At 71.5% G+C, this 26414-nt stretch carries 16 protein-coding genes; 6 read left to right on the top strand and 10 right to left on the bottom strand.

The annotated features are described in order from the left end of the window. Positions 1-33 precede the first annotated feature (33 nt). Together WME76_RS40910 and WME76_RS40905 are read left to right on the top strand one after the other, a co-directional pair. Entirely contained in the window at positions 34-1431 is a 1398-nt protein-coding gene (locus WME76_RS40910) for a hypothetical protein (RefSeq protein WP_437957577.1), read from the top strand. Positions 1432-1590: 159 nt separating this feature from the next. Beyond that, positions 1591-3204 (top strand): hypothetical protein, encoded by a 1614-nt coding sequence (locus tag WME76_RS40905; RefSeq protein ID WP_437957576.1) that lies wholly within the window; start codon positions 1591-1593, stop codon positions 3202-3204. Positions 3205-3306: 102 nt separating this feature from the next. Here WME76_RS40905 and WME76_RS40900 read toward each other — a convergent pair whose 3' ends face one another. From WME76_RS40900 to WME76_RS40875, 6 genes are all read right to left on the bottom strand, one after another. Continuing rightward, positions 3307-5703 (bottom strand): LamG-like jellyroll fold domain-containing protein, encoded by a 2397-nt coding sequence (locus WME76_RS40900; RefSeq protein WP_437957575.1) that lies wholly within the window; start codon positions 5701-5703, stop codon positions 3307-3309. Positions 5704-6100: 397 nt separating this feature from the next. Then, positions 6101-7375: a YncE family protein gene (locus WME76_RS40895; protein WP_437957574.1), complete on the bottom strand. Its 1275-nt coding sequence runs from the start codon at positions 7373-7375 to the stop codon at positions 6101-6103. Positions 7376-7457: 82 nt separating this feature from the next. After that, a complete protein-coding gene (locus WME76_RS40890) occupies positions 7458-9752 on the bottom strand; it encodes a multiheme c-type cytochrome (protein ID WP_437957573.1) in 2295 nt (764 codons plus the stop codon). An 84-nt stretch (positions 9753-9836) separates the two neighbouring features. After that, positions 9837-11846, bottom strand: a complete 2010-nt coding sequence (locus tag WME76_RS40885; protein ID WP_437957572.1) for an arylsulfatase — start codon at positions 11844-11846, stop codon at positions 9837-9839. 517 nt (positions 11847-12363) lie between these two features. Then, positions 12364-13431, bottom strand: a complete 1068-nt coding sequence (locus WME76_RS40880) for a hypothetical protein (protein ID WP_437957571.1) — start codon at positions 13429-13431, stop codon at positions 12364-12366. Between the two features lie 192 nt (positions 13432-13623). After that, entirely contained in the window at positions 13624-14337 is a 714-nt protein-coding gene (locus WME76_RS40875) for a glutathione S-transferase family protein (protein WP_437957570.1), read from the bottom strand. 494 nt (positions 14338-14831) lie between these two features. On the opposite strand from WME76_RS40875, the gene WME76_RS40870 reads away from it, so the two are divergent. The 4 genes from WME76_RS40870 to WME76_RS40855 all read left to right on the top strand — a co-directional run bounded on the left by WME76_RS40870 (position 14832) and on the right by WME76_RS40855 (position 18695). After that, positions 14832-16016 (top strand): cellulase family glycosylhydrolase, encoded by a 1185-nt coding sequence (locus WME76_RS40870; RefSeq protein WP_437957569.1) that lies wholly within the window; start codon positions 14832-14834, stop codon positions 16014-16016. A gap of 222 nt (positions 16017-16238) precedes the next feature. Next, positions 16239-16631: an addiction module protein gene (locus tag WME76_RS40865; protein ID WP_437957568.1), complete on the top strand. Its 393-nt coding sequence runs from the start codon at positions 16239-16241 to the stop codon at positions 16629-16631. Next, positions 16628-16921: a type II toxin-antitoxin system RelE/ParE family toxin gene (locus WME76_RS40860; protein ID WP_437957567.1), complete on the top strand. Its 294-nt coding sequence runs from the start codon at positions 16628-16630 to the stop codon at positions 16919-16921. The genes WME76_RS40865 and WME76_RS40860 overlap by 4 nt, the downstream gene beginning before the upstream one ends. 688 nt (positions 16922-17609) lie before the next feature. Continuing rightward, positions 17610-18695 carry an aldo/keto reductase gene (locus WME76_RS40855; RefSeq protein ID WP_437957566.1) on the top strand — a complete coding sequence of 362 codons (1086 nt, stop codon included), beginning with the start codon at positions 17610-17612 and terminating at the stop codon, positions 18693-18695. Positions 18696-18758: 63 nt separating this feature from the next. Here WME76_RS40855 and WME76_RS40850 read toward each other — a convergent pair whose 3' ends face one another. The 4 genes from WME76_RS40850 to WME76_RS40835 all read right to left on the bottom strand — a co-directional run bounded on the left by WME76_RS40850 (position 18759) and on the right by WME76_RS40835 (position 26252). Continuing rightward, positions 18759-21644, bottom strand: a complete 2886-nt coding sequence (locus WME76_RS40850) for a Kelch repeat-containing protein (protein WP_437957565.1) — start codon at positions 21642-21644, stop codon at positions 18759-18761. An 86-nt stretch (positions 21645-21730) separates the two neighbouring features. Further along, positions 21731-22633, bottom strand: coding sequence for a carbohydrate kinase family protein (locus tag WME76_RS40845; RefSeq protein WP_437957564.1), 903 nt, complete (start codon positions 22631-22633; stop codon positions 21731-21733). After that, a complete protein-coding gene (locus tag WME76_RS40840) occupies positions 22630-23571 on the bottom strand; it encodes a pseudouridine-5'-phosphate glycosidase (protein ID WP_437957563.1) in 942 nt (313 codons plus the stop codon). The genes WME76_RS40845 and WME76_RS40840 overlap by 4 nt, the downstream gene beginning before the upstream one ends. Positions 23572-23738: 167 nt before the next feature. Beyond that, positions 23739-26252 (bottom strand): catalase, encoded by a 2514-nt coding sequence (locus WME76_RS40835; protein ID WP_437957562.1) that lies wholly within the window; start codon positions 26250-26252, stop codon positions 23739-23741. Positions 26253-26414: the final 162 nt, after the last annotated feature.

Genomic DNA, 26414 nt, shown 5'->3' with positions numbered 1-26414 from the left:
GAGCGGGTAAGCCAGGTTGCCCGGATCCTGAGCATGAGGACCGAGGGACCCGAGCCGGTGTGCATGGGGACGGCTTTCGCCGAGGCGGACGCCGGGCAGCACCTCGAGCGCGACGCCGCCGGCAGCCTCGACGCCGCGCTCGCCCTGGCGAGCTCGCTGCACACGCCGGGGCAGCGCGAGCGCTACCGCGATCTGCTCGAGCGCGCGATCGAGCAGGCGGACGGCGCGCTGGCCGCCGCCGAGCAGGAGCGCGCCGCGGCGCAGGGACATGAGCTCGCCGCTGGAAGAGAGCGAATCCTCGCGACGAGGATGGGCGCCCACTCGACCCTGGCGAGGGCGCACGCGGCGCGAGCAGAAGACGCGCTCCACGGAGCGGGCCAGCTCTCGTTGAGCGCGCAGCGCGCACCGACGCGCGAGGCGTGCGACGACGGCTGGCGGCGCGCGGAGGCGATCGTGACCGGCGCAGAGGCCTCGGCCCGCGCGGCGGCGATCAGCGCCACAGAGCTCGAGGGCGGGTCGCCGCGGTCAAGGGTCGCTCGCGCGGCGCGCGCGGCAGCGCACAAGGCCGAGGTCGCCGCTCGCGCGGCGCGCGGGATCATCGAGGAGCGAAACCACGCGTACACGTTCCACACGGACAACGGCTTCTCGTTCGGCGAGGGGTGGTACGTCGCCGCGGCCGCCGTCCTCGCGGGCGAGGCCATCCAGATCGAGCCGGGCAACGCCGGAACACCGCAAGCCGAGGCGTTTCTCCGCGATGCAGGCGTGAGCGATCGCCTTCAGGCGTACCGCTCGCGCCCGCGCGCGGTGAAGCAGACGACGGAGATCGTCGCGCGCGCCTTCAAAGCCGATCCGTCCTCCGCCCAGCGAAGGCTCCGCGCGGCGTTCCTCGGGGACGAGCCGATTCCGGAGTCGGTGACCGGCTGGGTGAATCGCAGGCTCGCGGAGGCGCAGGCGGGAAGGTCACCCCGGAAGAAGGTGCTGCTCTGGATCCGCGAGGGGAGCCACCACCCGCACCGGAACACGACGCTCGCCGAGCTCCTGGAGCTCACGGACCTCGTTCGACGCACGGGGCTCGTGCCCGTGTTGACGGGCGACGCCTTTCGAGGCGGACAGGTCCCCGAGGGCGCGGTCGACATGACCCTCTTCTGGAAGGACCCCACCTTCCGGCAGCTCGACATGCGCCGGGCGCAGCTGCAGTTCTTCGAGACCCTGAGGCGAACGCACGGGCTCGTCGGCCAGCTCGGCGTCACGACCGCAGGCATGGATGGCCCCGCGCTCATGGGGCTCCCCACGATGTACCTCACCGATGCGACGAACGTGCGCATGCGGGAGTGGGTCGGCGCGGTGCCGGGATACCAGGAAGTCGTGCGCGAGGGCGGTTATCTCGAGCGCGTCCGCCGCGTGTTGTCCGAGTGGGCGGCCGCTTCGTAAGCAGACCTCTCGCGAGCGCAGCAGAAGACCCATCCTGCTTCGCACGATTGTGGCGAAGGGCCTCCTGGCAAGCCGACATCCATCGAGCAGCAGGCACATCGGCTGAGGGGCCGCGTCGCGTCGACGCCGCCGACGCGACCGTCCTGCCCAGGAGCCATCATGTCTCTTCGTCATCTATCCAGATCCCCGTTCATCGCGGCGGTCATGGGCCTCGCGGCGTCAGCCTCTCTGGCCGCGTGCGACGCGAGCGCGCCCGGCGAGCTCTCCGGCGGCGACGCCGAGGAGCTCGCCGCGGAGGACGCGCGGGCGCTGTCGGCCCCGCTGGACATCGATGCGCAGCGCTCGCTGATCCTCACGAAGGCCACGGACCCGCTGGTCATGGCCCGCTTCCCGCTCAAGCGCGTCCTCGATCAGCTCATCGTGAGGGCGGGGACCGGGGATCAACAGACCGCCCTCGATCTCTACAGGCGCTGGTGGGACTTCTACAACCATTCCACGGGGGCTCAGTTCGCCGACGTCGGGCATTGCGACGACCAGACCGACAGCGACGGTTTCTCCACGTTCAACGGCTATCGGATCTCGTGCCCCCGGAGGGAGGGGCGCCTCGCCACGAGCGATCCGTTCGACCCGAGCTCGCCGGACTTCATGGAGCCGCTCGCCGTCGTGAACCGCTTCGATCTCGCGCCGCAAGACGGCGCGCACTGCGGCGAGTACCGGATCGTCTACGGCAAGAAGTCGGCCGGGCAGGCCGACCGCAACCTGATCATCCTCGAGGGCCAGCTCCCGAACCCTCACCCCGAATGCGGCGTCGCCGCATGCCTCCCGGTCGCCGAGCTCTGGGCGCGCCTGCCGACCCTGGACGCCGCCCAGCGCGCCCAGGAGATCGAGACGTTCTTCACCGTCGGCCTGCCCGACGCCGGCTTCGGTCCGGTGCTCCACCCGGACAACTACGCCGACGCGGTCCACGGCCCCGCGGGCCGGCCCGGCACGGGCCAGATCCGCACCAACCAGTTCATGGGCAACCCCGACCGTCCCACGCAAGTCCAGGCCGGCCAGGACTGGCAGCTCCACGAGTTCAAGCTCGCGAAGGTCTCCGGGCCCGACGGCGAGCCGCGGCTCCACGTCAAGCCGGTCCCGGTGAAGGAGAACCCCTTCGCCGACCTGTTCGGCGTGAACTTCGACCCGAACGACCCCCGCGGGGCGTCGTTCATGGACGACTTCATGGAGTCGGTGGACAAACTGACGACCTTCAGCCCCGATATCAACGACATCCAGCTCAAGGGCTCGACCCAGGACCTCTACAACGCGGGCGAGAGCATCGTTCGGAGCGACAACGACTACGCCCTCCAGCTCGAGCCGCCGGTGAACTTCCCGTGGAACTTCGAGCTGCGCGACCGGCTCGAGGCCGAGCTCGTGCGCCTCGGGAAGAACACCACCTTCTCGCCCCTGGACGTGGCCGCGCGCGCCACGACCCAGTCGTGCGCCGGGTGCCATCAGCTCAGCGACGGCGCCTCGCTCGGCAACGGGGTGACGTGGCCCAGGAAGGAGCCCGAGAGGCCCGTGGATGAGCAGGAGTTCCGGTTCGTCCATGTCAGGGAGGACGGGGAGCTCTCGCAGGCGCTCACCCATTCGTTCCTCCCGCACCGCGACGGCGTCCTCAAGGCGTTCCTCGCGGCGCACGCGGACGGGGACACGTGCTCTCCGGCGGCGGCAGCGGCCGCGTTCGCGGGCGACGAGCCGGTCCCCACGCTCGGCGGCGCGACGACGCACTGATCCCCCGCCTCGCGAGGCGCCTGCGCCTCTTCCGCGCAGGCGCTCCGCTCGCCCCGGGGCGCGGCGCGGCGCCTCGGCCGCGCCCGCCGGGGCTGCCGGGGCTCAGTGAACGCGCGCGATGCCGCGGCGGATGAACGCCGAGCGGCTCGTGGCCGCGGCGGCCCGCGCCGCGGTCGGGGGGCTCGCGAAGGCCGCGGCGGGCTCGCAGACAAGCGCCTTCAGGTCCAGGTTCCGGCGCGCGAGATCGTTCAGGTTGCGCACCTGGCCGCTCACGATATCGGTGAGTTCGATGCCGGTCATGAACCCGGACAGCGTCCCCTCGATCCCGGGCGGCCTCACGTTCACGTGCAGGAACGGCGTCCCGGTCTCGCCCCCGCCGTGGCACCCGTTGCAGGTGTTGAGCGAGAACTTGTGCCGCGCCTCGTTGTCGAGGATGCCCGGAGCGGTCCACGCCGAGAGGTTGTTGATCGACGAGCCGGCGAGGAACGGAGCGCCCTGGAACATCTCCGGCACCGTGTGCCGCTCCGCGATGAGCTCGGCCGCGTTCTGGTTCACGAAGTCCGCGAGCCTGGCCGACCCGTCGAAGCCGAGATCCGGCGTCAGCTTCACGGGCTCCGGGCGCAGGAAGCCCGTATCGCCCGAGAGGACGAACTCGCGCAGCTCCCACACGTCCGCCAGCGCGATCTCGTTCGTGCGGAGCTGCCCGAGCGAGCTCCCGTTCGGCCTGCCGGGCGCGGCGTTACGGCCCGCGAAGCGCGTGGTGAGCGCCTGGAGCGCGGCGTTGTACTGCTCGGACGGGAAGGGCAGGCTGCCGAGGGCGTGCCACGCGTTCGCCCAGTCGAGCACGTCGGCCTCGGTCGACGCGGGGAGCTTGTACTCCAGGATCAGGGTGAACTGCTGCGCGAAGCCCTGGCTGAAGACGCCGAACACGAACCTGCCCTCGCCCGCGTGACCTTCGGCCAGGTTCCGCACGTCGATGCGGTTGACGATGCCGAGCAGCATCAGCGGCGCCTGCCGGAGGTCGAGCGACCCGTCGGCGTTCCTCGGCCACTCGTCGAGCACGACCTGCTGAATGTTCGGGCGCGCCGGCACGGTGAAGCCGTTCACGACCTGATCGGTCAGCCAGGTGCTGAAGAGCTGCTCGACCAACGCCGGCGCGTCGGCCGGCGTGGGCGCCATGTCCTCCATGAGCCGCGCGAACGTCCACGCGCCCGTCCGGGCATCGCCGGCCGGCCCATTGAACGTCGTGCGAATCGGATCTTCGACCACGCTGAGGTCCTTCACGAAGATCTCGCGGCCCGTCCGGACGAAGCAGCCCGCCGGCTCGGCCAGCTCGTAGAGGAGGTCTCCTGACGTGACGAAGAAGTTATCGGGCGAGTCGGGGTTGATCACGGAGTACGGGATCCGATGGACGCCGGGGTCCACGGCCAGGGTGCCGGTCAAGGTGACGGGGAACGTCGCCGTGCTCCCGGGCTCGACGCCATGGATGGACGAGGGGTCCTGGAAGAATTTGATCCCCGGCCGGCTGGTGATATTGAGGCCGTAATTCCGGGCGCTGCACTCGGCTGTATCGTTGTTGGTCACCGCGACCTGGTACGTCACAGGCGTGCCCGAGGCGATGGGGCCGCTGCTCTCCGGCGTGACGACGACCGTGGTGGGGTGCCTGAGGCAGGTGAGCTGGGCGATGTCGGCGGCGGTCAGCGGGCTGGCGGAGAGCCAGACCTGGTCGATGAGGCCCGTGAAGCGCTGCCGCTGCGGGTTGTTGCCGACATGGATGGGCGCGTTGATGTCGCGGATCGCGCCCGCCGCGCTGGCCTGGCCGACCTGCTGGCCGTTGAGGAAGAGCCGCACGAGCGCGCCGTCGTGGATACCCGCGACGTGCGTCCACACGTTGGCCTGGATCGGGGCGCGGGCGGTGACCGTGCGCCCGTTGTTCAGGGTGACGGAGAACCTCGCCTCGTTGCTCTGGACGACGAGCGAGAAGCTCGATCCGCTGTTGTTCCGCTCCTGCACGATCGTCCGCGCCGTCGACCCCGACACCGAGGTGGGGTTGACCCACGCGGCGACCGCGAGGTTCTGCCCGAACGTGAAGCGGGGATCGTCGTTGATCGTGACCGTGTCGTTGTTGTTGTCGAAGGCGATACCGAGGCCGCTGACGCCCTGCGCGCAGGCCGCGCCGGCCGAGCGGGTGGCGGTCGGGCCACCCGTCGCCTCGAACAGCTCTGTCGTCGATCCGTCGCAATCGTCGAACTTCCAGAAGCCGACCGCCGGCGCGCTCGCCGCGAGCAGGGCGGCCGGGCCGGCTCCGCTGTCATCGCCAGCGGCAGCGTCGATCGGCTCGGCGGCCTCGCCGAGCGAGGGCTCCGCACCACCGAGTGAGCCTTCACCGGCGCCCTGGCTTCCGCACGCGGCGGCGCCCAGGGCGAGGAGGGCGAGGACCGCAGCCGAGCTGGCTCTGGTCGCGAGGGGATGGGCGAAGCCGAAGGAGAGATTCCGCATTGACGTTCTCGTTGGGTGAGAGTTGACCGCACGAGCGCCGGCCGCGCGCAGCGCGCGCCGCGCGCGGTGACGCGAGCAGGTGTCCGTCTGACTCGACCGGTCTGTCCGGGTCCGGGCGCTCGTGCGAAGGGCGCGCGCAATACCGGCCGCGGCCGCGCTGACATCGAGCGCTTCCACCTGGCAGCTCGCGCTCCAGGCGACCGACGACGGTTGATTCCTTAGCGACCCGAGATGCTCAGTTCAATGATCCAGCACCGCTGAAGCAAGAACCTGACATTGTTAAGGAATCTTAACAGATCGCCAGTCCGGCGGGCCGCCGTCCAATCACGGATCGGCGCCCTTCCAGCTCATCGTCATCATGTGGCACATGCAATCGATTCATCTTGCCTGTCGCGCTCTATCGCGCCCGCGCCGCGACGCGCGCGAACGCGTCGGGATAGAGGCCCACCTCGGCCTCGCTGCGCGTCTCCAGCGTCTCGGGATCGAGCCGGAGCACCTTGCCCGGCGTCGCGGTCCGGTCGCCCTCGCAGACGAGGAACAGCCCGTGCTCCTCGTCGAGCGCCGCGAGGTGCGGCCTCGGACACTCCCCGCTGAGGTTCCGGGAGAAGGCGTCGCTGTCGTCCGGGGTCATGCCGATGCGCGCGATCGTGTCGGGCACCTGGGTCGGCACGTAGAGGGCGCTCCCGTCAGCGGCCCACGCGCCGACGTAGGGCGCGCCGATCGTGAGGATCGTCCTGGACTCGTCGAACGTCTCCGACGCGACATCGAAGAAGCGCACGTCCCTGCGCTCCGTGTTGCTCACGGCGATGGTCTTCTGATCGGGCGACATCGCGACGGCGTAGGGCCCGTAGCCCGACGCATGCTCGCCGGGCGACAGGGGCGGCCCGACAGGGACGAGCTTCACCTCGGCGTCCGGGTCCGTCAGGTCGACGATCGCGAGGGCGTCCTCGCCAAAACAGGCGACGTAGGCCCGGGCGCCGTCGGGCCGCGAGAGGGCGATCCCGTGCGCGGCCTTGCAGACCGGGATGAGCGTCGGCTCGGGCGAGCCATGAAGCGAGACCGCATCGGGATCCACGACGGCGAGCGACGAGCGCGCCGCCTCGAGGTCCTCCGCGTTGTCGAGCGCGCGCCTGAGATCGAAATGAGAGACGACCACGCGCGCGCCGTCCTCCGAGATCGCGATGTCGCCCGGGTTGGCCTCGACGCGCACCTGCCCGAGGATGCGCAGGTCGTCGAGCGCGAGCTTCTGGACATAGCCGGCCACCGCGCTCCCGCCGTGCACCGCGTGCGGGCCGCTCGCTCCGTCGATGTCGGGGTACGACAGCGCGATGTAGAGCGCGCCGCCCGCGGCGTCCACGGCCACGCGGCGCGGCCCATCGATCGTCACGGGATCGCGGCCCACGGGGCGGACGCCGAAGCGCTCCCCTGTCTCGAGCGCGATGAGGGAGATCGTATCGGAGAGGCTATCGGTCACCACGCCCATCCCGCCGTCCGGAATCGCGATCTCCGGACGCCGGTCCGGATAGGCGTCGCCCTCGTAAGCACCGTACCGGGTTTCGATGATGGAATCGGGGTCGCTGCAGCTCGCCAGCGTCGCCGCCGCGAGCGCGCAACCCAGCAGCCGCGCGATGACCATGGATGACCTCGAGACGAGCGCCGCCAGCCCGGGCACGCCGCATCCTAGCAGCCGCCGGCGCTGGCCGAGGCTCGCGCTGCCGCCGGATCGATCCTACGACGCCGATGAACATTTCCTGTCATGGCCGCCCGGGAGGAGGCTGCGCGTGAGCGGCCGGCGTGGATGGCCGCAAGGCGGTCAGCGCTGCCTGGTAGACGATCTGGAAGCGAGCCTGATCGGGCGCGAGCTCGGCGGCGCGCTTCAGCGGCTCGAGGGCCTGCGCTCGGTGGCCTTGCCGGACCAGGGCGAGGCCGAGCGCGTGGAGCAGCTCGGCCTGATCGGGAAGGCGGGTGACGCCGCGCCGGAGCAGCGCGACGCCGTCCTCATCGCGGCCGAGCTCGCGATAGAGGTCGGCGAGGTTCACGTAGGTGGGGACGTAGCCGGGCTCGATGCGCAGCGCGGCGAGGTAGGCCTGCTCGGCGTCGCGCGGCTTGCCCGTGCGGGTGAAGACGAGGCCCAGGTTGTTCTGGGCTTCGGCGCGATCGGCGTGGAGCGTTTGCGTGGCGAGGTACTCGCGCAACGCGCCGTCCAGGTCCTGCGCGGCGCGCTCGGACAAGGCGCCGAGGTCGACGCCCGCGAGCACGCGCGCGGCCTCGACGCGCACGCCGCGCACGGGATCGGCGAGGAGCGGCGCGGCGACGGGCGCGATGCGACGGGGATCGTGGCTCTCCAGCGCGCCGAGCGCGGCGCGCCGGAGCAGCGGGTCGGGATCGGCGAGCGCGGCGCGGAGGACGGCGAGCGTCGCGGCCGTCGGGGCGGCGCGCAGCGAGGCGAGCGCGGTGGCGCGCGCGATGGCGGGGATGCCGCTGTCGGTCGCGAGCTGCTGGAGCTCGGCGGCGACGGCCGGGTCGCCGGGCGCGGTACGCGCGCGAGCGAAGGCCTCGGCGTACGGCTGGTGGCCCTGCGCGGGGCGGCCGAGCCAGGCCTGCACGGCGTCGGCGGCCCAGCGCGCGGGCTTCTGCGCGTGGCAGTCGGTGCACGCGTCCGGGATCCCGAGACGCACCGAGAGATCCGGCCGAGGCACGCGGAAGCCGTGATCGTGACGGACGTCGACGCCCATGTACGTGCGCGCCGGCATGTGGCAGTCGACGCAGCGCGGAGCGGCGGGCGCGCCGGGCGCGGCGGCAGCGTTGGCGAAGTGGTGGTGATGCGCGGGGACATCGAAGCGCGCCGGTTCATGGCAGGACGCGCACACGCCGTTGCCCTCGGCGCGCAGACGGCCGGCGTGCGGCTCGTGGCAGTCGCTGCACGTCACGCCGGCGTGCGCCATCTTGCTCTGCTGGAACGAGCCGTAGGTGAAGACTTCGTCGCTCATCACGCCGTCGGGCGTGTAGAGGGGCGCTGTCAGCAGCTCGAGCGCGACGCTGTCGAGCAGCGGGGCGCCGTGCCGGAGCGGCTGCGAGAGGGTCTCGCGGCGGCTGTGGCAGAACGCGCACGTGGCGCTCTCGGTGCCGCTCGAGGGGCTCTTGGCGCGCTGCGCGGTGCCGCTCGGCAGCCGTGTCCACGTGGCGTTCTGGCGCTCGTCGAAGCGCACGTCGAGGCCCTTCGAGGGGTCCGGCGTCCGGGCCTCGGTCCAGTCGAGGTGGCGCGCGCCGCCGCCGTGGCAGCCTTCGCACCCGACGCTGAGCTCGGACCAGGCGGTGGTGAAGCGGTCCGCGGCCGCGTCGTACCCTTTCGTGACGTGCGTCGAGTGGCACTCGGCGCACATGTGATTCCAGTTCTGGCTGGCGCCGGTCCAGTGCAGCACGTCGCCGGCGCGCACGCTGTCGCGCTCGTTCAGGTGGTACCAGCGCTGCCCGCCGCGCGCTCGGGGGCGCGCGTCCCACGCGAACGGCAGCGCCTGCAGGCGTCCGCCCGGGCCAGCAACGAGGTATTGCTGGAGCGGGTCGACGCCGAAGGTGTACAGCACCTCGTAGCGGTGCAGCTGGCCATCGGGGCCGTCCGTGGTGACCCAGTATTTGCCGTCCTGGCGATCGAAGCGGTGGACCTGTCCGGCGTACTGCAGGCGCGCCCCCTCGAAGTTCCCGAGCACGGTGGCGGCGCTCGCGTGCTGCATCGCCCGGGCGTGCTGCGAGCCCTTCCAGGCGGCGTGCTCTTCGGCGTGGCACGGCGCGCAGCGATCGCTGCCGACGAAGCCGGCCGCCGCGCGCGCCGGCGACGGCTCCGACGGGCTCACCGGCTCTGCGGCGGCCGGCGGAGCCTCCGCGGCGTCGCCGCGCGCCGCCCCGGGCTTCGTCCCCGGCGCGCTCGCCGTGGAGGCGTCGGCCGGCGTGAGGGAGGATGCGCCGGTGGACGCGCGCCAGACCATGAGCCCGGCGAGCGCCAGGATCAGGACGGCGAGGGGCCACCAGCGAGCGATTCGGGAACTGGCCATGGGCGGAGGCGAGGCGAGCGCCGCCGCGAGACGCGGGTCGTGCAGAGACGCCCGCGTCTCGCGCGCGGTTACTCGGTTACTCGGTTACTCGGTGAGGATGACCCTGCGGTCGGTGGCGTATTGAGCCCACGCGGCGGCGAGCTCGGCCGCCACCTCCGGATGAGCCGCGGACACGTCGTCGATCTCGCCGCGGTCGGTGGCCAGATCGTACAGCGTCCAGGCGCGCGGCGTCGGGCCATAGGGCGCGCTGAGCCACAGCAGCTTCCAGTTGTCGCGGATCACGTAGCGGTGATTGCCGTGCTCCCAGATCAACGTCTCACCGGGCGCGCGCACGCCGGCCGCCCGATCCTCGAGCACCGGCAGGATCGAGCGCCCGCTGATCGGCTCGACCGCCCTGCCCTTGTAGGTGCTCCCCGGGGTGGGCACGCCGGCCAGCTCGAGCACGGTCGGCAGGAAATCGATCACGTGCGTGGTCCCGTCGAACTGCGGCCTGGCGTGGTGCTGTCCCGGAAGCCGGGCGATGGCCGGAACGGCGACGCCGCCTTCGGTCGTGTAGCTCTTCCACAGCCGGAACGGCGTGGCGCTCACCTCGGCCCAGCGGGGTCCGACGCCGATGTACGAGCCCGGTCGGCCCAGGTTCTCGAGCGTGTTCACCACCGGCCCGGAGCGGCTCGGGTCATTGGCGGCGAAGCCCTCGCGATTGCCCCCTTCCGCGCCGTTGTCGGACTGGAAGAAGATGAAGGTGTTCTCGTACTCGCCGACGCGCTTCAGGTACTGGATCAACCTGCCGATGTTGGCGTCGAGGTTCTCGACCATGGCGGCGTAGATCTCCATGCGCCGCGCTTCGTAGATCCGCTCCTCCGGCGTGAGCTGTTCCCATGTCTTCGGGTTGCTGCCGTCGCTCGGCAGGCGGGGATTGGGCGTGAACGACTCGGGGATGATGCCGCGGCTCTTGAGCCGCGCGAGGCGCTGCTCGCGGATGGCGTCGTAGCCCGCGTCGTAGCGGCCGCGGTACCTGTCGATGTACGCGGGCGGCGCCTGGAGCGGCCAGTGCGGCGTGGTGTACGTCGCGAACGCGAAGAACGGCTTGCCGTCGGCGCGGTTGCTCTCGATGTACTGGATGAGCTTGTCCGTGTAGAACTCGGTCGCGTAGAAGTCGCGCGGCGGCTGCGTGTGCACGCCGTCCTCGCGATAGAGCTGCGTCTGCGCGGCCGTCGGCGGGTCGGCGTACTCGTTGAAGAACGCCGCCACGCCGCCGAGAAGGACGTACGATTTCTCGAAGCCGCGCGCCGGCGGGCTCTGATCCTCCGCGTCGCCGAGGTGCCACTTGCCGGCGATGTACGTATGGTAGCCGGCGTCTTTCAGGAGCTCGGCGACGGACAGGGCATTGTCGGTCAGGTGGCCCTCGTAGCCGGGCTGCCCTGCTTGCGCGCCAGTGCCACCGCCCATGCGGCCCAGCCCGACGGCGTGGCTGTCGGTGCCGGAGACCAGCATCGCGCGGGTCGGCGCGCAGAGCGATCCGGAGCGGTGCCCGGTGAGGATGCGGCCTTCGGCGGCGAGCGTATCGAGGTTCGGGGTGCTGATCTCGCCGCCGAACGCGCCGAGGTCGGAGAAGCCCAGGTCGTCGGCCACGATCGTGACGATGTTGGGCAGCTCGGCGTCCGCGCCGCCAGCGCCCGCGGCGCCGCCAGCGCCCGCGGCGCCTCCGGCGCCGCCAGCGCCGCCCGAGCCCGCTGCGCCGCCGCCCGAGCCCGCAGTACCTCCGGCGCCGCCAGCGCCGCCCGAGCCCGCTGCACCGGCGCCGCCTTCGCCCGCTGCACCTCCGGCGCCGCCTGCGCCGCCTTCGCCCGCTGCACCGGCGCCGCCTTCGCCCGCCGCACCTCCGGCGCCGCCAGCGCCGCCCGTGGCGCTGCCGGTGCCACCGGTGGCACCGCCCGAGCCGACGGTCGAGCTGCCGGCCTGACTGGCGCCGCCACCGCTGCCCGCGTCGTCGTCGCTCCCGCAGCCGATCGGGCCGAGCAGCGTGGCGAGCAACCAGGGCCCGCTCGCGAGCGCCGAACCAATCCATCGATGACGTTCGAAGAACCGCTTCATACATGTCTCCTTGGGCGTGAACGAAGCGCCGCATGACGGAGTCGAACGTCGTCGAAAGCGATTACCCGCCCTCATCCCGAAGGGACACCTCGGTTCGCGCGCTGGCAGAGGTCAGCCGGGCGCGCCACGAGAAGGGCGGACTCTGACGGGGATGAGCCGCGTGGCTCGGCCGTCACGACGAACGGCAGCGCGGCGCGCCCTCGCGAACGCGGGTGCGCTGCCTCGCTGTTCTCCTCGCCGCAGCTCGCGCCGCGGCGCATGCGGCTAACTACAGCAAGACCGGCAAGCGCTCATTCGATGGCGCGCACCTCGGACCTCCGGGTGAGATCCGAGCGTCCGCGCGGCAACGAGGGAAGGAGACATGCGTCCGCTATAACGGACATTGTGGCGCTATACAAGATGAATCTTCGCGCCGTGGGGGGGCCGCGTCCGCCGCGCGGCACCGTGTCCCCGTGAGTCGAGATGCTTGGAACCACGCGCGCGGGGCTGGCGCGTGGCCATGGGGCGGCTCCTCCGCTCAGCGAGCGATCGCGGAGTACGGGCAGCGCTTCTGGATCTCGTCCAGATCGCAGGCCAGGGGCGGCTTGCAGTCGAACGACGGCGGGCAGCTCGGGTCCTGCTCGCAGCCGCAGCCGCACTCGTTGGAGACGGAGGTCAGGCCTCCGGTGCAGGCGAAGTCGATGACCGCGCACTCCTCCGGGCTGGTGCTCACGTACTGGCGCCACCACTCGAGCGACGGGTCGCAGCCGCAATAACGCTCGGTGCACGCCACGCCCCCTCCAGGGGTGCAGGTGCAGGTGTTGCAGCCGTCGAGGGAGCTGAAGCTGTCGCCCTGCTGGTACTCCACACCGCCGTAGGTGCAGCCCGTCCCGCAGGCCTTCTCCGTACACGCGACGCTGCCGTCCGCGCCGCACGTGCAGGTGTTGCAGCCATCGAGGGCCGGGAAGCTGTCGCCCGGCCTGTACTCCACGCCTTCAACCGTGCAGCCCTCCGGGCAAGCGATGGCCGTGCACACGATGCTGCCATCCGCGGCGCACGCGCAGCCATTGCAGCCGTCGCCCGAGGGGACCGGCTCCCCCGGGGCGTAAAGGATGCCGTCTTGCTCGCAGCCGCGACACGCCGTCTCGGTGCAGCCGACGTCGCCTGAGCCCGAGGGATCGCAGGTGCAGGTGTTGCACCCGTCGATCGCGGGGAACGACTCGCCGGGCATGTAAGGGAACCCGTCGTAGGTGCAGGCGCCGGCGCACGCCATCTCCGTGCAGGCGACGCTCCCGTCGCTCGAGCACTCGCAGCGATTGCACCCGTCCCCGGCAGGGAACGACGCGCCCGGCGCGTGGGTGACCCCCTTCCACATGCAGTCCTGGGTGCACGCCATCAGGGTGCAGGCGACGTCCCCGTCCTCCGTGCAGGAGCAGCCGTTGCACCCGTCCCTGTCACGAAACGTGTCGCCGGGCCTGTACTCGACGCCGTCGTACTCGCACGTCCTCTCGCCGAGGAGCCCGCATCCCGCGAGCGCGCCAGAGAGGGCGATCGCGAGCGAGATCGCGGGGACGCGATGAAACCAGGATGATCGGAGGGCTGTCATTGGGTTCGCTCCTGTGCCAGAGAGTGCCAGGGCCGCGCGCGGGAGGATCCCGGCGCGGACGCGCGGATCGAGGCAGGACAGCGCTCAAGGAAATGCCGTGCCAGCCTGGGCTCCGGCAGGGCGCCGGCGGGCTCGCCGCGCTTCGCGGAGGTCAGGTCCGGAGATCGCGGGGCGCAGCGCGCGCGGGTGGTGTCAGGCGGGGGGCTTCCAGTCGGCGTAGTAGCGCTGCCGCATGCGCTCGCAGTAGGCGACGAGGTTCGCCTGGGCCTCGGCGTGGCGCTTCACCGGCGAGTCGGCGGGGAAGCGGAGGATGCTGACGAGGAACGCGTACACGGCCGCGTCCACCGAGCTCGGCTCGGCCCCGAGCAGGAAGGGCTGGTCGCCGAGCAGGGCGGCGAGCGCGGTGAGGTCCGCCTTGCCCATCTCGTACACTTCCTCGCGGCTGTGGAGCCCGGTGCCCTGCGTGCGGAGCGCGCGCGTCACGCTCCTGCGGATGAACTCAGCGAGCGGGCCGCCGATGACCGGGGGCAGGAGCGACACGAAGACGGGGCGATAGGCGGCCCAGGCGTCGTCCTCGACCCAGCGCGCGTACACCAGCACCCAGTAGAACGCCTCGTCGAGCATGCGCCGGATCACGTGGCCGCGCGCGCGCGCCTCGGCCGTCAGGTGGGCGTCGAGCCGGTCGCCGTGGACGCGCTGCAGGTGCTCGATGATGAGCTGCGAGTCGCCCATCCTGCGGCCGTCGATCTCGACGTAGGGGATCTTTCCCTTCGGCGCGCCGCGCGCCTCCATGGCGCGCACCTCGTACGGGAGGCCGGCCATGCGCAGCCAGGTCTCGAGCTTGACGCAGAACGGGCTGATGTTCGGGATGCCCCACGCGGCGGGGCCCTGGTAGAGGGTGATCATGGCGGTCCTTCTCGGGCTGTGGGCCACGCGGCCCACCGGGCGCGGCAGCGTACACGAGCGCTCGGCGGGGAACGAGCCGGCAGCGCGCCGTGAACGGGCGACCCCCCTTGAAAGCCCTGGACACTGAACCGTTTAAGTGCTTTCCTGGCTGCACTTCCCTCGCACCTCGGACCATGACGTAGGGGTAGTTTGCGCGCGGCTTGCGCGACCGGGTGCGCGGCTTCTTGGTTTCTTGTCGATCCGCGGACGGAATGCGTTCTCTCCTCGCCGAGCGTCCCTCCCAGGCCTGGCCTGGGATGGGGTGATCTGCGCGCCGTTCGCGATGCCGCGCGGCGCGCGAGGGCGCCTGTCGCCCTGCAGAAGGAGAAGGCGTCGCCGTGAGATCACGCACGACCAGGGCCGTACGTCGCCAGGTGCGCTCAGGAGAGAGGTAAAGGGAGACCACGATGCGCGTTCTTCATGGGTCGGTGGCTGGTTGGGCCGGAGCAGCCCTCATGGCGTTGGGCCTCTTCGTGGGATGCGGAGACGACTCGGACGGCCAGCAGGGCTCGGGACAGGAGGCGACCGGATCGGGCGGGGACGCGTCGGGCACGGGCGGGGGCGGCACCGGAGCCACGTCCGGCACCGGCGGCGCGACCTCGGGCACGGGCGCGACGACAGGCACGGGCGCGACGACAGGCACGGGCGCGACGACAGGCACCGGCGCCACGACGAGCACCAGCGCCACCTCGGGCACCGGCGCCGGGGGCGGCGAGGCGTCGACGGGGTTCTCCGTGCGCGGCCGCTTCCTCCACGACCGCTGCGGAGAGAAGGTGCTGCTCCGGGGCGTCAACGAGATGGTCGTCTGGCTGGCGTCAGGAAAGGACGGCCTGCCGGAGTTCGCGGAGATCGCGAAGACCGGCGCCAACGCGGTGCGGATCGTCTGGCTCGCCACCGAGTCCGCGGCGGGCCTCGATCAGGCCATCACGAACGCGCTCGCGCAGAAGCTCATCCCGATCGTCGAGCTGCACGACGCCACGGGGAAGTGGGATCTCCTGCCGACCCTGGTCGACTACTGGACGAAGGCGGACGTCGTCGCCGTGATCAAGAAGCACGAGCAGAACCTGCTCGTGAACATCGGCAACGAGGTCGGGGACCAGGTGGACAACGCGGCATGGGAGGCGGGCTACAAGCAGGCCATCACCCGGATGCGCGAGGCCGGCATCACGGTTCCGCTCGTGATCGACGCCTCGAAGTGGGGGCAGAACATCGACCAGCTCCAGGCCGTCGGGCCCGCGCTCGTCGCGCACGATCCCAATATCCTGCTCAGCGTGCACATGTGGTGGACGGACGGGAGCGGGGCCACGATCACGAGAGAGCTGGAGGAGTCCGTGGCGCTGGACCTGCCTTTGATGGTCGGCGAGTTCGCGCAGCACGCCGTGTACGAGTGCGGCAAGCACCCGTTCGATTACAAGACCCTCCTCGCCAAGAGCGTCGAGCACGAGGTGGGGTGGCTCGCCTGGTCGTGGGGCGCGGTCAAGAACAGCGATTGTCAGAACGACGGACCGTTCGACATGACGACCGACGGGACCTTCGCCGGGCTCACCGGCTGGGGCCGCGAGGTCGCGGTGACCGACCCGAACAGCATCCAGAACAGCTCCGTGCGCCCGCACTCCATCGAGACCGGATCGTGCAGGTAGCGCGACGGCGCGGACGAGCGCCGCTCCGGGGAGTCCAGCGCTCGATCGCCTGAGGGAGGCGCACGCGGCCGGCCCCGCGATCAAGGCGGGTCGTGCGCGGTATGTCGCCCCGGCGAGCGTGCCGGGGCGGAGCCGCCTACGAGAGTCACGATAAGCGTGGGTTCGAGCGACGGTTATCGGCGACGGCGGGGACAGCGCGCGCCATCGTACGGGCCGCCTTCGATGGCCGGTGTGACCCCCGGACTGCCGCGGCGACGGCTAATTTTCCGGATTTTCAGGAAAGGGCGGGCAGAAGTGGCCGGCGAAGACGCCGCCATGAGGCACGACATGCGGGGCGTGATCTTGGGTGGCGTTCGCAGTATACTTGCGGACATGTCGCTCCCCGCGATGCCCCCTCCAGGCTTCGACGACCTCTCCCCCGCCGAGAAGCTTGATTACGTGCAGGCCCTCTGGGATCGAGCGGCGCTCCATCCTGAGGCAGTGCCCGCCCTGGAGTGGCATCGCGAGATCATCGCGGAACGCCTGGCGGCGCACCGAGCTGGTCAGGGTTCGAGCCGCTCCTGGGAGGAGGCTCGCCGAGACCTGCTCTCGCGCCTGCGCGCCGCGCAGCGATGAGACGGCTTGAAATCCGCCAGGAAGCAGAGGTCGAAATCTTTGATGCTGCGCTTCGCTACGAGCGGGAGCGACGCGATCTAGGATTCCGATTCGAGTCTGAGGTGGATGTCACGATCCGCCGTACCATGGAGAATCCTCTCCAGTTTCCTGAGATCGAGCCAGGCATTCGTCGGGCACTGGTTCGAATCTTTCCTTATGGCGTCTTCTTCCTCCTCGAAGAACCCTTGGTGCTCGTGATAGCGGTGCTCCATCTGCACCGCCGTCCGGACTCGTGGAAAGGTCGGCTGTGAGCACCGAGCCGCGTAGAACGGCATTCTCGGTCTAACAAGCCGCTGGTACCGGTGGCACTTCGCGCCGCGGCAGACCGGCAGGCCGTTGGGCAACCGGGCCGCATTGACAGGTTTTCAGCATGGGGATGTTCGACTGGTACACGCCGGAGCCGCCGCTCGCTTGTCCCATGTGTCGGAAGACGCTCGACGGCTGGCAAGGAAAGGACGGTCCCTGCGGCCTCTTCGAGTGGGTGCAGGGGATGTCTTCGCCGCCGCGGCAACACGTGGATGAGGAGTGCGCCTCTCCGGCGCGCTTCCACGGGACCAGCTCCTCGCTTGGCTCGAACAGCATGTCCGACGACGGGAGACCTCCGTCTAGCAGGAGTTTATCCCGTCAGCCGTCGTACGCGAGGGGCCGAGGAGGTCGACGTCTCGCGTGCCGCTGGTTCCGACGGTCCGGGGGCGCGAACGGCGACGATGAAATTGCGGAGCACACGCGACGCCGGCGCGCCGACCTCCAGGCGCGGGGCGCGCCGCGCGGCGGCCTGTTCGCTCGATCCCGGCACGGCGCCATCGTGCGCCCGCCTCTGGCCGCCATCAACCCACCCGGCCCCGTCTCGGCCGTTTTCTCCAAGACTGCGCGCCGGCACGGGCGCACGGTGCGGTCCAGCACGGGCCCTTCACCCCGAACCCCCCCAGGAGAACCGCGATGAACCTCGACCACTACGTCACCCTCGGCCGCTCCGGGCTGCGCGTCAGCCCCCTGTGCCTCGGCGCCATGACCTTCGGCGAAGAGTTCGGCTTCGGATCCAGCGTCAAGGAGTCCGAGGCGATCCTCGATCGCTTCCTCTCGCGCGGCGGCAACTTCATCGACACCGCCAACGCCTACACCAAGGGCCACTCCGAGAAGATCATCGGCGACCACCTCGGCCGCCACCCGAGCAAGCGCGACCGGGCGGTGATCGCCACCAAGTTCACCGCCAACCTCTACCCCGGTGACCCCAACGGCGGCGGCGCCGGGAGGAAGGCCATCTTCGCGCAGTGCGAGCAGTCGCTGCGCCGCTTGCAGACCGACTACATCGACCTCTACTGGATGCACATCTGGGACAAGAACACGCCCATCGAGGAGACCGTGCGAGCCCTCCACGACCTGGTGGCGGCCGGCAAGGTCCGCTACGTCGGCGTCTCCGACACGCCGGCGTGGAAGGTGGCGCAGGCGCACGGTCTGGCGGGCTTCCGCGGGTGGGCGCAGTTCATCGCGCTGCAGATCGAGCACTCGCTCCTCGAGCGCACGGTGGAGGGGGAGCTCATCCCCATGGCGCGCGAGCTGGGCCTCGGCGTCACGCCCTGGTCGCCCCTCAAGAGCGGCGTGCTCTCCGGCAAGTACACGCGGGAGAACGCCGGCAAGCACAAGACGGATCGCGGTCCGTTCGTGCTCTCCGCGCTCAACGACAAGGCGTACGCCATCGTCGACAAGCTCGTCGAGATCGCCAGGGATCTCGAGACCACGCCGGCGCGCGTGGCGCTCGCCTGGGTGGTGGCCCGGCCGGGCGTCACCTCCACCATCATCGGCGCGCGCACGCTGGCGCAGCTCGACGACAACCTCGCCTCCCTGGAGGTCAAGCTCGCGCCCGATCAGGTGGCCGCGCTCGACGCGCTCTCGGCGCCGACGCTCAACTTCCCCGCCGACTTCCTGCGCATGGCCGGCGCGTTCATGAACGGCGGCACGACGATCAACGGCGAGAGCGCGCCGGCGTCGCCGATGGCGCCGAAGAACGATAGCGAGCGGTACTGAGCACGTAGGGTCACCGAGCAGGACGAAGGCGGCCGCTGCGGGCCATCGCGGGCCGTCTGCGCTTCAGCGCCTGCGGCGGCGCGCGAGGAGGACGCCCAGGGCCACGAGGGCCGCGTGGCCGCGCCCGCCGTTCGCCGCGGGCCCGCCGGCGGCGCTGCAACCGCCGCCCGGCTCTTCGCCGCCGCCGGTGCCGCTCACGCCACCCATACCGCCGGTGCCGCCGGTACCGCCGGTGCCGCCGGTGCCGCCGGTGCCGCCGGTGCCGCCGGTGCCGCTCGCGCCACCCATGCCGCCCTCACCGCCCGTGCCGGCGGTGCCGCCGGTGCCGCCGGTGCCGCCGGTGCCGCCGGTGCCGCTCGCGCCACCCATGCCGCCCTCACCGCCCATTCCACCGGCGCCGACTCCGCCAGAGCCGCCGCCCACTCCACCGGAGCCGCCCGCCCCGCCGCTTCCGCCGCTGCCCTCCGGGGTGACGCCGCCCTCGTAGATCTCCGCGCTTCCATGCGCCTCGGGGTCGCCGTCTCCGGACGAACACCCTGCCAGCAACCCCCCGAAGACCAGGACACGATTGCCCTCGAGCAGCACGGACGACGGAGCGTCGCGCAGCCTGCTCAGGTTCGGCAGCGTCGACCAGCCGTTCGTCACGGGGTTGTACACCGCGGCGCTGCGGAGCGTGCACTCGCTGCCGCCCGTCCACTCCCTGCCGCCCGCGATGAGCACCATTCCGTTCCCGAGCAGCGTGGCCGTGTGACGCCGGCGCGCGACGTCCAGGGGCCCGGTCACGGTCCAGTCATTCGTCGCCGGATCGTAGACCTGCGCGTGCGGGACGTGCGGCGCGCCCGTGACCAGCACCCGACCGTCGCCGAGCAGCACCGCCGTGAAATCGGCGGGCGGCATGAGCAACGCCTGCGTGGGCGCCCAGCTATTCGTGGCCGGGTCGTACCGATCGGCGCCGTCGCCGCTCACCACGAGCACGCTGCCGTCGAGCAGCACCGTCGCCTTGTGCCCGGAATGCGCGAAGGTCAGCGTCCCGGCCGGGGAGAACGTCCCCGTGGCCGGGTCGTAAAGCTCCGCCGTCGCCGGGCTGCCCGCGCCGCCGCTCACGAGCACCCTCCCGTCGTGCAAGAGGACCGCCGAATGCCGCGAGCGCGCGACGCCGAGCGAGCCCGTCGCAGCCCACGATCGCGTCGCCGGATCGTAGAGCTCGGCGACCGCCGTCCCGCCGCCCACGACGAGGACACGATCGTCCGGGAGCCGCAAGAGAGCGACGCTCGCGTCGTGGTGCGCGGCCATGGCGCCGGTGAGCGTCCACGCGTCGCTCGCCGGATCGTAGGCCTCGGCCGTCGACGGAGAATCGCCGCCCACGACGAGGATCTCGCCGGTCGAGACCCGGATCGACGCCGACTTGCGGCGCGCGCGCGCGAGCGGCGCGACGTCGCTCCAGGTGTTCGTCGCCGGATCGTAGAGGTTCGCGGACAGGGTATCGTTCCAGTCGTTGTCGTACCCGCCGGCCACGAGCACGCGGCCATCGGCGAGCTCGGCCCACGTGCCTTCGTGCCGCGGCACGGGCATGGTCCCGGCCGGCGTCCACGCGGACGCACAGCCGACCGGCTCATCGCCGACGCAAGCGCCCGCCTGACAGACGCCGTTCGCCGTGCAGCCGTCGGCGCTGCCGCACACGGCGCCGCTCAGCGGCGTGCAGGTGCCGTTCGCCGACGCGCCCGCGGCCGCCGCGCACGCGTCGCACGAGCCCGCGTCGCACGCGGTATCGCAGCAGACGCCGTCGACGCAGAAGCCGCTCGCGCACTCGCCCGCGAAGAGGCAAGAGACGCCCGGCGCCGCGAGGGTGAGCCTCTCGACGCTCGTGCTCCCGCCGCCGGCCACCAGCACCCGCCCGCCCGCGAGCGCCGTGGCCGTGTGGCCGCTCCGGTCCGTGTTCAGGTACCTGCCGAGCGACCACCTCCCGCTCGCCGGATCGTAGACCTCCGTGAGCGTGCCGCCGCCGGCGACCAGCACCCGGCCATCGGCGAGCGGCGTGGCCGTGTGCCTGTAATGGGTGACGTTCATCGGCGTCGCGGCCGACCAGGTGTTGCTCGCCGGATCGTAGAGCGCCGCGCTGCGGTTCGTGGAGGTGAACCCCTCGCCGCCGTAATCGGTGTAGCCGCCGGCGACGAGCACCTTGCCATTCGCGAGGAGCGTCGCTGTGTGCCCTTCGCGGTTCTGGACCGAGCCCGCCGCGCTCCACGTGCCCGTGGCCGGATCATAGCGCTCCGCGCTGCCGATGGGGTCGCTCGAGGAGTCCACCCCGGCCACCACGAGGACGCCGCCGTCCGGCAAGAGCGCGGCCGCGTGGGAGGAGCGCGCCTGCGCCATCGACCCCGTGGCGGTCCACGTGTCCGCGACGGGATCATAGATCTCGCTCGATCTCATCATCCACTCGTCGAGCTCGCCGGCCGCCACGAGGATGCGGCCATCGGGCAGGAGCGTCGCTGTGTGGCGCTCGCGCGGCGAGAGGAGCGGCGCGGCGAGCGTCCATGTGTCCATGGCGGGATCGTAGATCTCGACGACATCGGTCGTCACACCGCCGGCCACGACGACCCTGCCGTCCGGAAGGAGCGTCGCCGTATGGCCCGTGTGCGGCGTGCTCATCGGCGCGACGAGCGTCCATGCATTCGTGTCCGGGTCGTACACCTCGGCCGTCGCGCTCGCTCCGCCGGCCACGAGGACCTTCCCGTCGAGCAAGCGTGTCGCCGTGTGCCTGCTCCGGGCGACGTTCATCGGCGGCGCCGCCTCCCAGCGCGGCGCCGTGAGCGCGGCGGCAGCCGCCCCGATGCCGTGCTCCATTGCGCGACGTCGTGGGGTATCGTCGCCATTGCACCCGAGCGCCGCGGCGAGCGGCGCGATGAGCAGGACAGGGGCGAGGCGGCGCAGGAATGAGGGTGAACGCACGCTAGACGATAGCGGCGTCAGCGACTTGGCTGTCAAGACAAAGCGATCGCCGCGGCGGAGGGGAAGCCGTGGAGTTTCCGTCCGGATCAAGCCCCTCGAGGGTCCGGCTGCCCGCCCAGCCGCGTCACCGCCCTCGCTCCCGCCTCGATCCCGCGCCGCAGGCACTCCGCCTCGCCCGCGCCCTCGAGCTCCGCGGCGATGAACCCGGCCGCGAACGCGTCGCCGGCCCCGGTCGTGTCCACCACCTCCACCTGCGGCGCCGGCGCGTCGAGGCGCACGCCGTGCCGGCCGCCCACCGCCGCGCCCCGTGGGCCGCGCTTGATGATCACCCGCTCGAAACAGGCCCCCAGCGCGACCATCTGCCCGGTGAGGTCACCGGCGCCCGAGAGCGCCTCCGCCTCGTCGGCATTGGCGAGCAGCGTCGACATCCCTCGTGTCCACTCGAGGAAGGCCCCGACCCCCACCTCCCGCAGGAAGCCCACCGACGCGGCGTCGATGGCGATCGGGATACGGCGGCTCCGCGCCTCCTCGGCGAGCCACAGCACGGCCCGCCGAGGCCCCTCGGCAAACAGCGAATACCCCGAGACGAGCACCAGCCGCGTCTCGTCCAGGAGTCCCACCGGCATGTCCGAAGGCTCGAGCGCGAGGTTCGCCCCCCGGTCGGTGAGGAAGCTCCGCTCCCCGTCGGCGTCGACGAGGATGACCAGCACGCCCGACGCCTCCTGCGGGTCGGCCACGAGGATCGGGTCGACGTGGAGGCCCTTGAAGTAGGCCTCGAGGTGCGGCTTGTCCTTCGCCCCCACCCGGGCGACGAACGACACCCTCGTTCCCATCGAACCAAGCCACACCGCCTGGTTCGCCCCCGAACCTCCCGGCCGGCTCTCGATCCTGGCGCGCCGGTCCGAGCCGCGCACCAGCGGGCCCTCGGGACGGACGATCACGTCCGTCATCACGTCGCCGACCACGAGCACGCGGCCGGCCTCGCTCATGCCTTCGCCTGCGGCCCTGCCCCGAGCTTGCTCAGCGCCACCGCGATCTCCGCCGCCACCGCCGCATTGTTCTCGACCAGCGCGATGTTGGCGATGAGGCTCTTGCCCCCGGTGAGCTCGACGATACGCTTCAAGAGGAACGGCGTCAGGTCCTTGCGGCTCACGCCCTCTGCCTCGGCGCCCTCGATCGCCTCCTCGATCCACGCCTCCATCGCCGTGGCGTCCACGGCATGGCTCTCGGGGATCGGGTTGGCCACCAGGATCCCGCCCATGCCGAGCTCGAACTGCAATGCGATCACCCTGGCCGCTTCCTCGGCGCTCTCGATCCTGTGGTCCACCTTCTGCCCGCTCTGCCGCGCCCAGAAGGCCGGGAAATCGTCGGCCTTGTAGCCCAGGACCGGCACGCCGCTCGTCTCGAGCGTCTCCAGCGTCTTCGGGATGTCGAGGATCGACTTGGCCCCCGCGCAGACCACCGCCACCTGGGTCTGACGCAGCTCCTCCAGGTCGGCGGAGATGTCGAAGGTCGTCTCCGCCCCGCGATGCACGCCGCCGATGCCGCCCGTGGCGAACACATGGATACCGGCCCAGGCCGCCGCCATCATCGTGGTCGCCACCGTCGTTCCGGCCATCGCGCCCGAGACCAGGAGCGCGGCCACGTCGCGCCGCGAGGCCTTCACCGCCTTGCCGCCCGCCCCGGCCAGCCGCTCGAGATCGTCCGCCGTCACGCCCACCTTGAGCTTGCCGTCCATGATCGCGATCGTCGCCGGCACGGCCCCGTTGCGGCGGATCACCGCCTCCACGCGCCGCGCCATCTCGAGGTTCTGCGGGGGAGGCATGCCGTGCGTGATGATGGTCGACTCCAGCGCCACCACCGGCAGGCCGTCGGCGAGCGCTTTCCTGACCTCGGGCGAGATGGAGAGATGGTCCTTGACCGACACGCTGAGATCCTTCGGCTGTGAGGGTGTGGCGCCCCAAGGAATCCAAACGCTCCGGAGGCGTCAAGCCCCGCCGTGGGACCTTCCCTGGGTCGATGGAGCGTGTTCTGTTTTCGACCCGGCCGCGAGGGCGTGCGCGTCCGGCGCGCCGCCCCCGCTGCCGGCCGGGGTCAGACCGCCGGCGGCTCGGTCTGGCGTTGCCACGCGCGGTGCATGGCGATCGCCTTGATGAACGCCGGGGCCGCCTGGGCCACCGCGTCGTCGGGCAGGACGAGCAGGCCCGGGTCGGCGTCCGCGGCGGCCTTGACGCCCGCAGCCGCGGCGAGCGACGCGGCCGACGCCGGCACGAGCAGCGGCTTGCAGTGGCGGTACTGGAGCTGGACGAACTCGACCGCGAGCCCGTCGAGCGCCAGCGCCGCCGCGCCAGCGCCGGGCGGCAGCACCGCCGCGTCGAAGAGGACGCTCGGGGCGGCCTCGATCGTGACCTCGACCGGCAGCTCGTCGCCCTCGACGGTGCGCACCACGCCGAGGCGCGCGCCGACGTAGCGGGGCACCGCGCCCGCCAGCAGCAGCGCGTCGTAGAGGGCGCTCGACGCCGCGCCGCTCACGCCGTCGGCGACGAGGATCGCGACGCGGCGGCCGAGGATGCGGCCGTCGCCGGGCCGGGCGAACAGCGACAGGGCCGGCGACACAGCGACCTCGGGGTCCTTGACGGGCGGCACCACCATCGAGAGCGGCTCGGGGAGCGGCATGCCGAGGTCGGCCGCGACGCGCGCGGCCAGCGCCTCGTCGACGTTCCGCAGCATCGCGACCATGCGCTCGCGGATGGCCTGGGTCTGCACGCGCGTCAGCTCGAAGCGGAAGGCGCGCGCGATGTGGTAGCGCTCGATGGGCGTCTGGCTCGCCCAGAAGAGGCGCGCCTGCGTGTAGTGGTCGGCGAACTTCTCGGGCTTCGCCCGCAGCTTGGTCGGCTCGGTCACGGCCTGCTGCGCGAGCAGCCGCTCGGCGACCGAGGCGAAGCCGCGCGCGCCGGCCTGGAAGGGGCAGCCGCCGGCGAGCGAGTTGGGCTCGTAGTTCACGCGGCCGCGGTTGATGGCCTGGCGGTGGAACCCGTCGCGCTGGTTGTTGTGCACCTCGGCGACCGGCGCGTTGATCGGGATCTCGTGGAAATTGGGCCCGCCGAGGCGCGAGAGCTGCGTGTCGAGGTACGAGAAGTTGCGCCCCTGCAGCAGCGGGTCGTTCGTGAAGTCGATGCCGGGCACGATGTGCTGCGTGCAGAACGCGACCTGCTCGGTCTCGGCGAAGAAGTTGTCGGGGTTGCGGTTCAGGACGAGCCGGCCGACGGTGCGCAGGGGCGCGAGCTCCTCCGGCACGATCTTGGTCGCGTCGAGCACGTCGAAGCTCCACCGCTCGGCCTCGGCCTCCGTGAACGTCTGGATCTGCAAGAGGTACTCGGGGAACGCCCCGCCCTCGATGGCCTCCCAGAGGTCGCGACGGTGGAAGTCGGGGTCGGCGCCCGAGATCTTCACCGCCTCATCCCAGTCGAGCGAGTGCGTGCCGAGCACGGGAGTCCAGTGGAACTTCACGAGCGTCGCCTCGCCTGCCGCGTTGACGAGCCGGAAGGTGTGCACGCCGAAGCCCTGCATCGTGCGGTAGCTGCGCGGGATCGCCCGATCGCTCATCTGCCACATGATGTGGTGCATCGACTCGGGCATGAGCGAGATGAAGTCCCAGAACGTGTCGTGGGCGCTCGAGGCCTGCGGCATCTGGTGGTGCGGCTCGGGCTTGACGGCGTGCACCACGTCGGGGAACTTCATCGGGTCCTGGATGAAGAAGACGGGCATGTTGTTGCCGACGAGGTCCCAGTTGCCCTCCTCGGTGTAGAACTTCACGGCGAAGCCGCGCGTGTCGCGCACCGTGTCGGCGCTGCCGCGCTCCCCCGCCACGGTCGAGAAGCGCACGAAGACCGGCGTCCGCTTGCCGACCTTCGCGAACGGCGCGGCCTTGGTGAGCGAGGTGATGTCCTCGGTGCACTCGAAGTAGCCGTGCGCGCCAGAGCCGCGCGCGTGCACGACGCGCTCGGGAATGCGCTCGTGATCGAAGTGCGTGATCTTCTCGCGCAGGATGAAGTCTTCGAGCAGCGTCGGGCCCCGCAGCCCCGCGCGCAGCGAGTTCTGGTTGTCCCCGACGGGCACGCCCTGATTCGTCGTCAGCGCCCGACCGAGCGAGTCGACCCGGTGCTTCTGCAGCGGCCCCTGGTTCGGGTTCTCGCCCGGCGCCGCCTTGCCGCCGTTCTTCTCGGACTCGTTGCTCTCGGTGATCGTGCTGGCGGTCGCGTCGAGGTTCTCGGGCTTGGCTGTGGCACCTTGCGGCGGCTGTGGCACTTTGCCGCGCAGCGCATACTCGGACGCCTTGTTCACATTTTCGGGGATAGCGGCGACGAGCGCCTCGGTGGCGTCGACCTTCGCGTCGAGGCGGTCGGCGGCCGCGAGGTTGCGCACCCCGTCGTCTTCGCTGCTCGTCCCGCTGCCGAGCGCGGTCGCCGCGCGCTCGATCAGGCTGCGCTTCGGCCGCGCCGCCCGCGGCTTCGCCGACGGGCCGCCCATCGATTGCTTCGCGCTGCCAGCGCCCTTTTCGCTCGGCTCTTTGGACGACGGATTCACGGGGTTCTTGCGATCGGTCATGTGATGGCCTCCGGGAGGGGAGCCGGGCTTTCAGCAAGGAGCGCACCAACGCTGGTGCTTCAGGCAGGCGTCCGGGCGACCGACCCGCGCGTCCAGGCCCGTTGCGGCGCCCGGGCCTGCTCGCCGCGGCCTCGTAGGGCGCCGCCGTACCGCCGGCCGCGG

Source organism: Sorangium sp. So ce119 (assembly GCF_051524405.1).
GTDB lineage: Bacteria > Myxococcota_A > Polyangia > Polyangiales > Polyangiaceae > Sorangium > Sorangium cellulosum_G.
Note: the sequence above shows the minus strand (reverse complement) of the source record. Positions and strands in the feature narration are given on the sequence as shown.

Bases quoted from the DNA above. Each gene is read 5' to 3' on its own strand.
- WME76_RS40910 (WP_437957577.1), top strand. From the start codon at position 34: ATGAGGACCGAGGGACCCGAGCCGGTGTGCATGGGGACGGCTTTCGCC.
- WME76_RS40905 (WP_437957576.1), top strand. From the start codon at position 1,591: ATGTCTCTTCGTCATCTATCCAGATCCCCGTTCATCGCGGCGGTCATG.
- WME76_RS40900 (WP_437957575.1), bottom strand. From the start codon at position 5,703: ATGCGGAATCTCTCCTTCGGCTTCGCCCATCCCCTCGCGACCAGAGCC.
- WME76_RS40890 (WP_437957573.1), bottom strand. From the start codon at position 9,752: ATGGCCAGTTCCCGAATCGCTCGCTGGTGGCCCCTCGCCGTCCTGATC.
- WME76_RS40885 (WP_437957572.1), bottom strand. From the start codon at position 11,846: ATGAAGCGGTTCTTCGAACGTCATCGATGGATTGGTTCGGCGCTCGCG.
- WME76_RS40880 (WP_437957571.1), bottom strand. From the start codon at position 13,431: ATGACAGCCCTCCGATCATCCTGGTTTCATCGCGTCCCCGCGATCTCG.
- WME76_RS40875 (WP_437957570.1), bottom strand. From the start codon at position 14,337: ATGATCACCCTCTACCAGGGCCCCGCCGCGTGGGGCATCCCGAACATC.
- WME76_RS40870 (WP_437957569.1), top strand. From the start codon at position 14,832: ATGGCGTTGGGCCTCTTCGTGGGATGCGGAGACGACTCGGACGGCCAG.
- WME76_RS40865 (WP_437957568.1), top strand. From the start codon at position 16,239: ATGGCCGGTGTGACCCCCGGACTGCCGCGGCGACGGCTAATTTTCCGG.
- WME76_RS40860 (WP_437957567.1), top strand. From the start codon at position 16,628: ATGAGACGGCTTGAAATCCGCCAGGAAGCAGAGGTCGAAATCTTTGAT.
- WME76_RS40855 (WP_437957566.1), top strand. From the start codon at position 17,610: ATGAACCTCGACCACTACGTCACCCTCGGCCGCTCCGGGCTGCGCGTC.
- WME76_RS40845 (WP_437957564.1), bottom strand. From the start codon at position 22,633: ATGAGCGAGGCCGGCCGCGTGCTCGTGGTCGGCGACGTGATGACGGAC.
- WME76_RS40835 (WP_437957562.1), bottom strand. From the start codon at position 26,252: ATGACCGATCGCAAGAACCCCGTGAATCCGTCGTCCAAAGAGCCGAGC.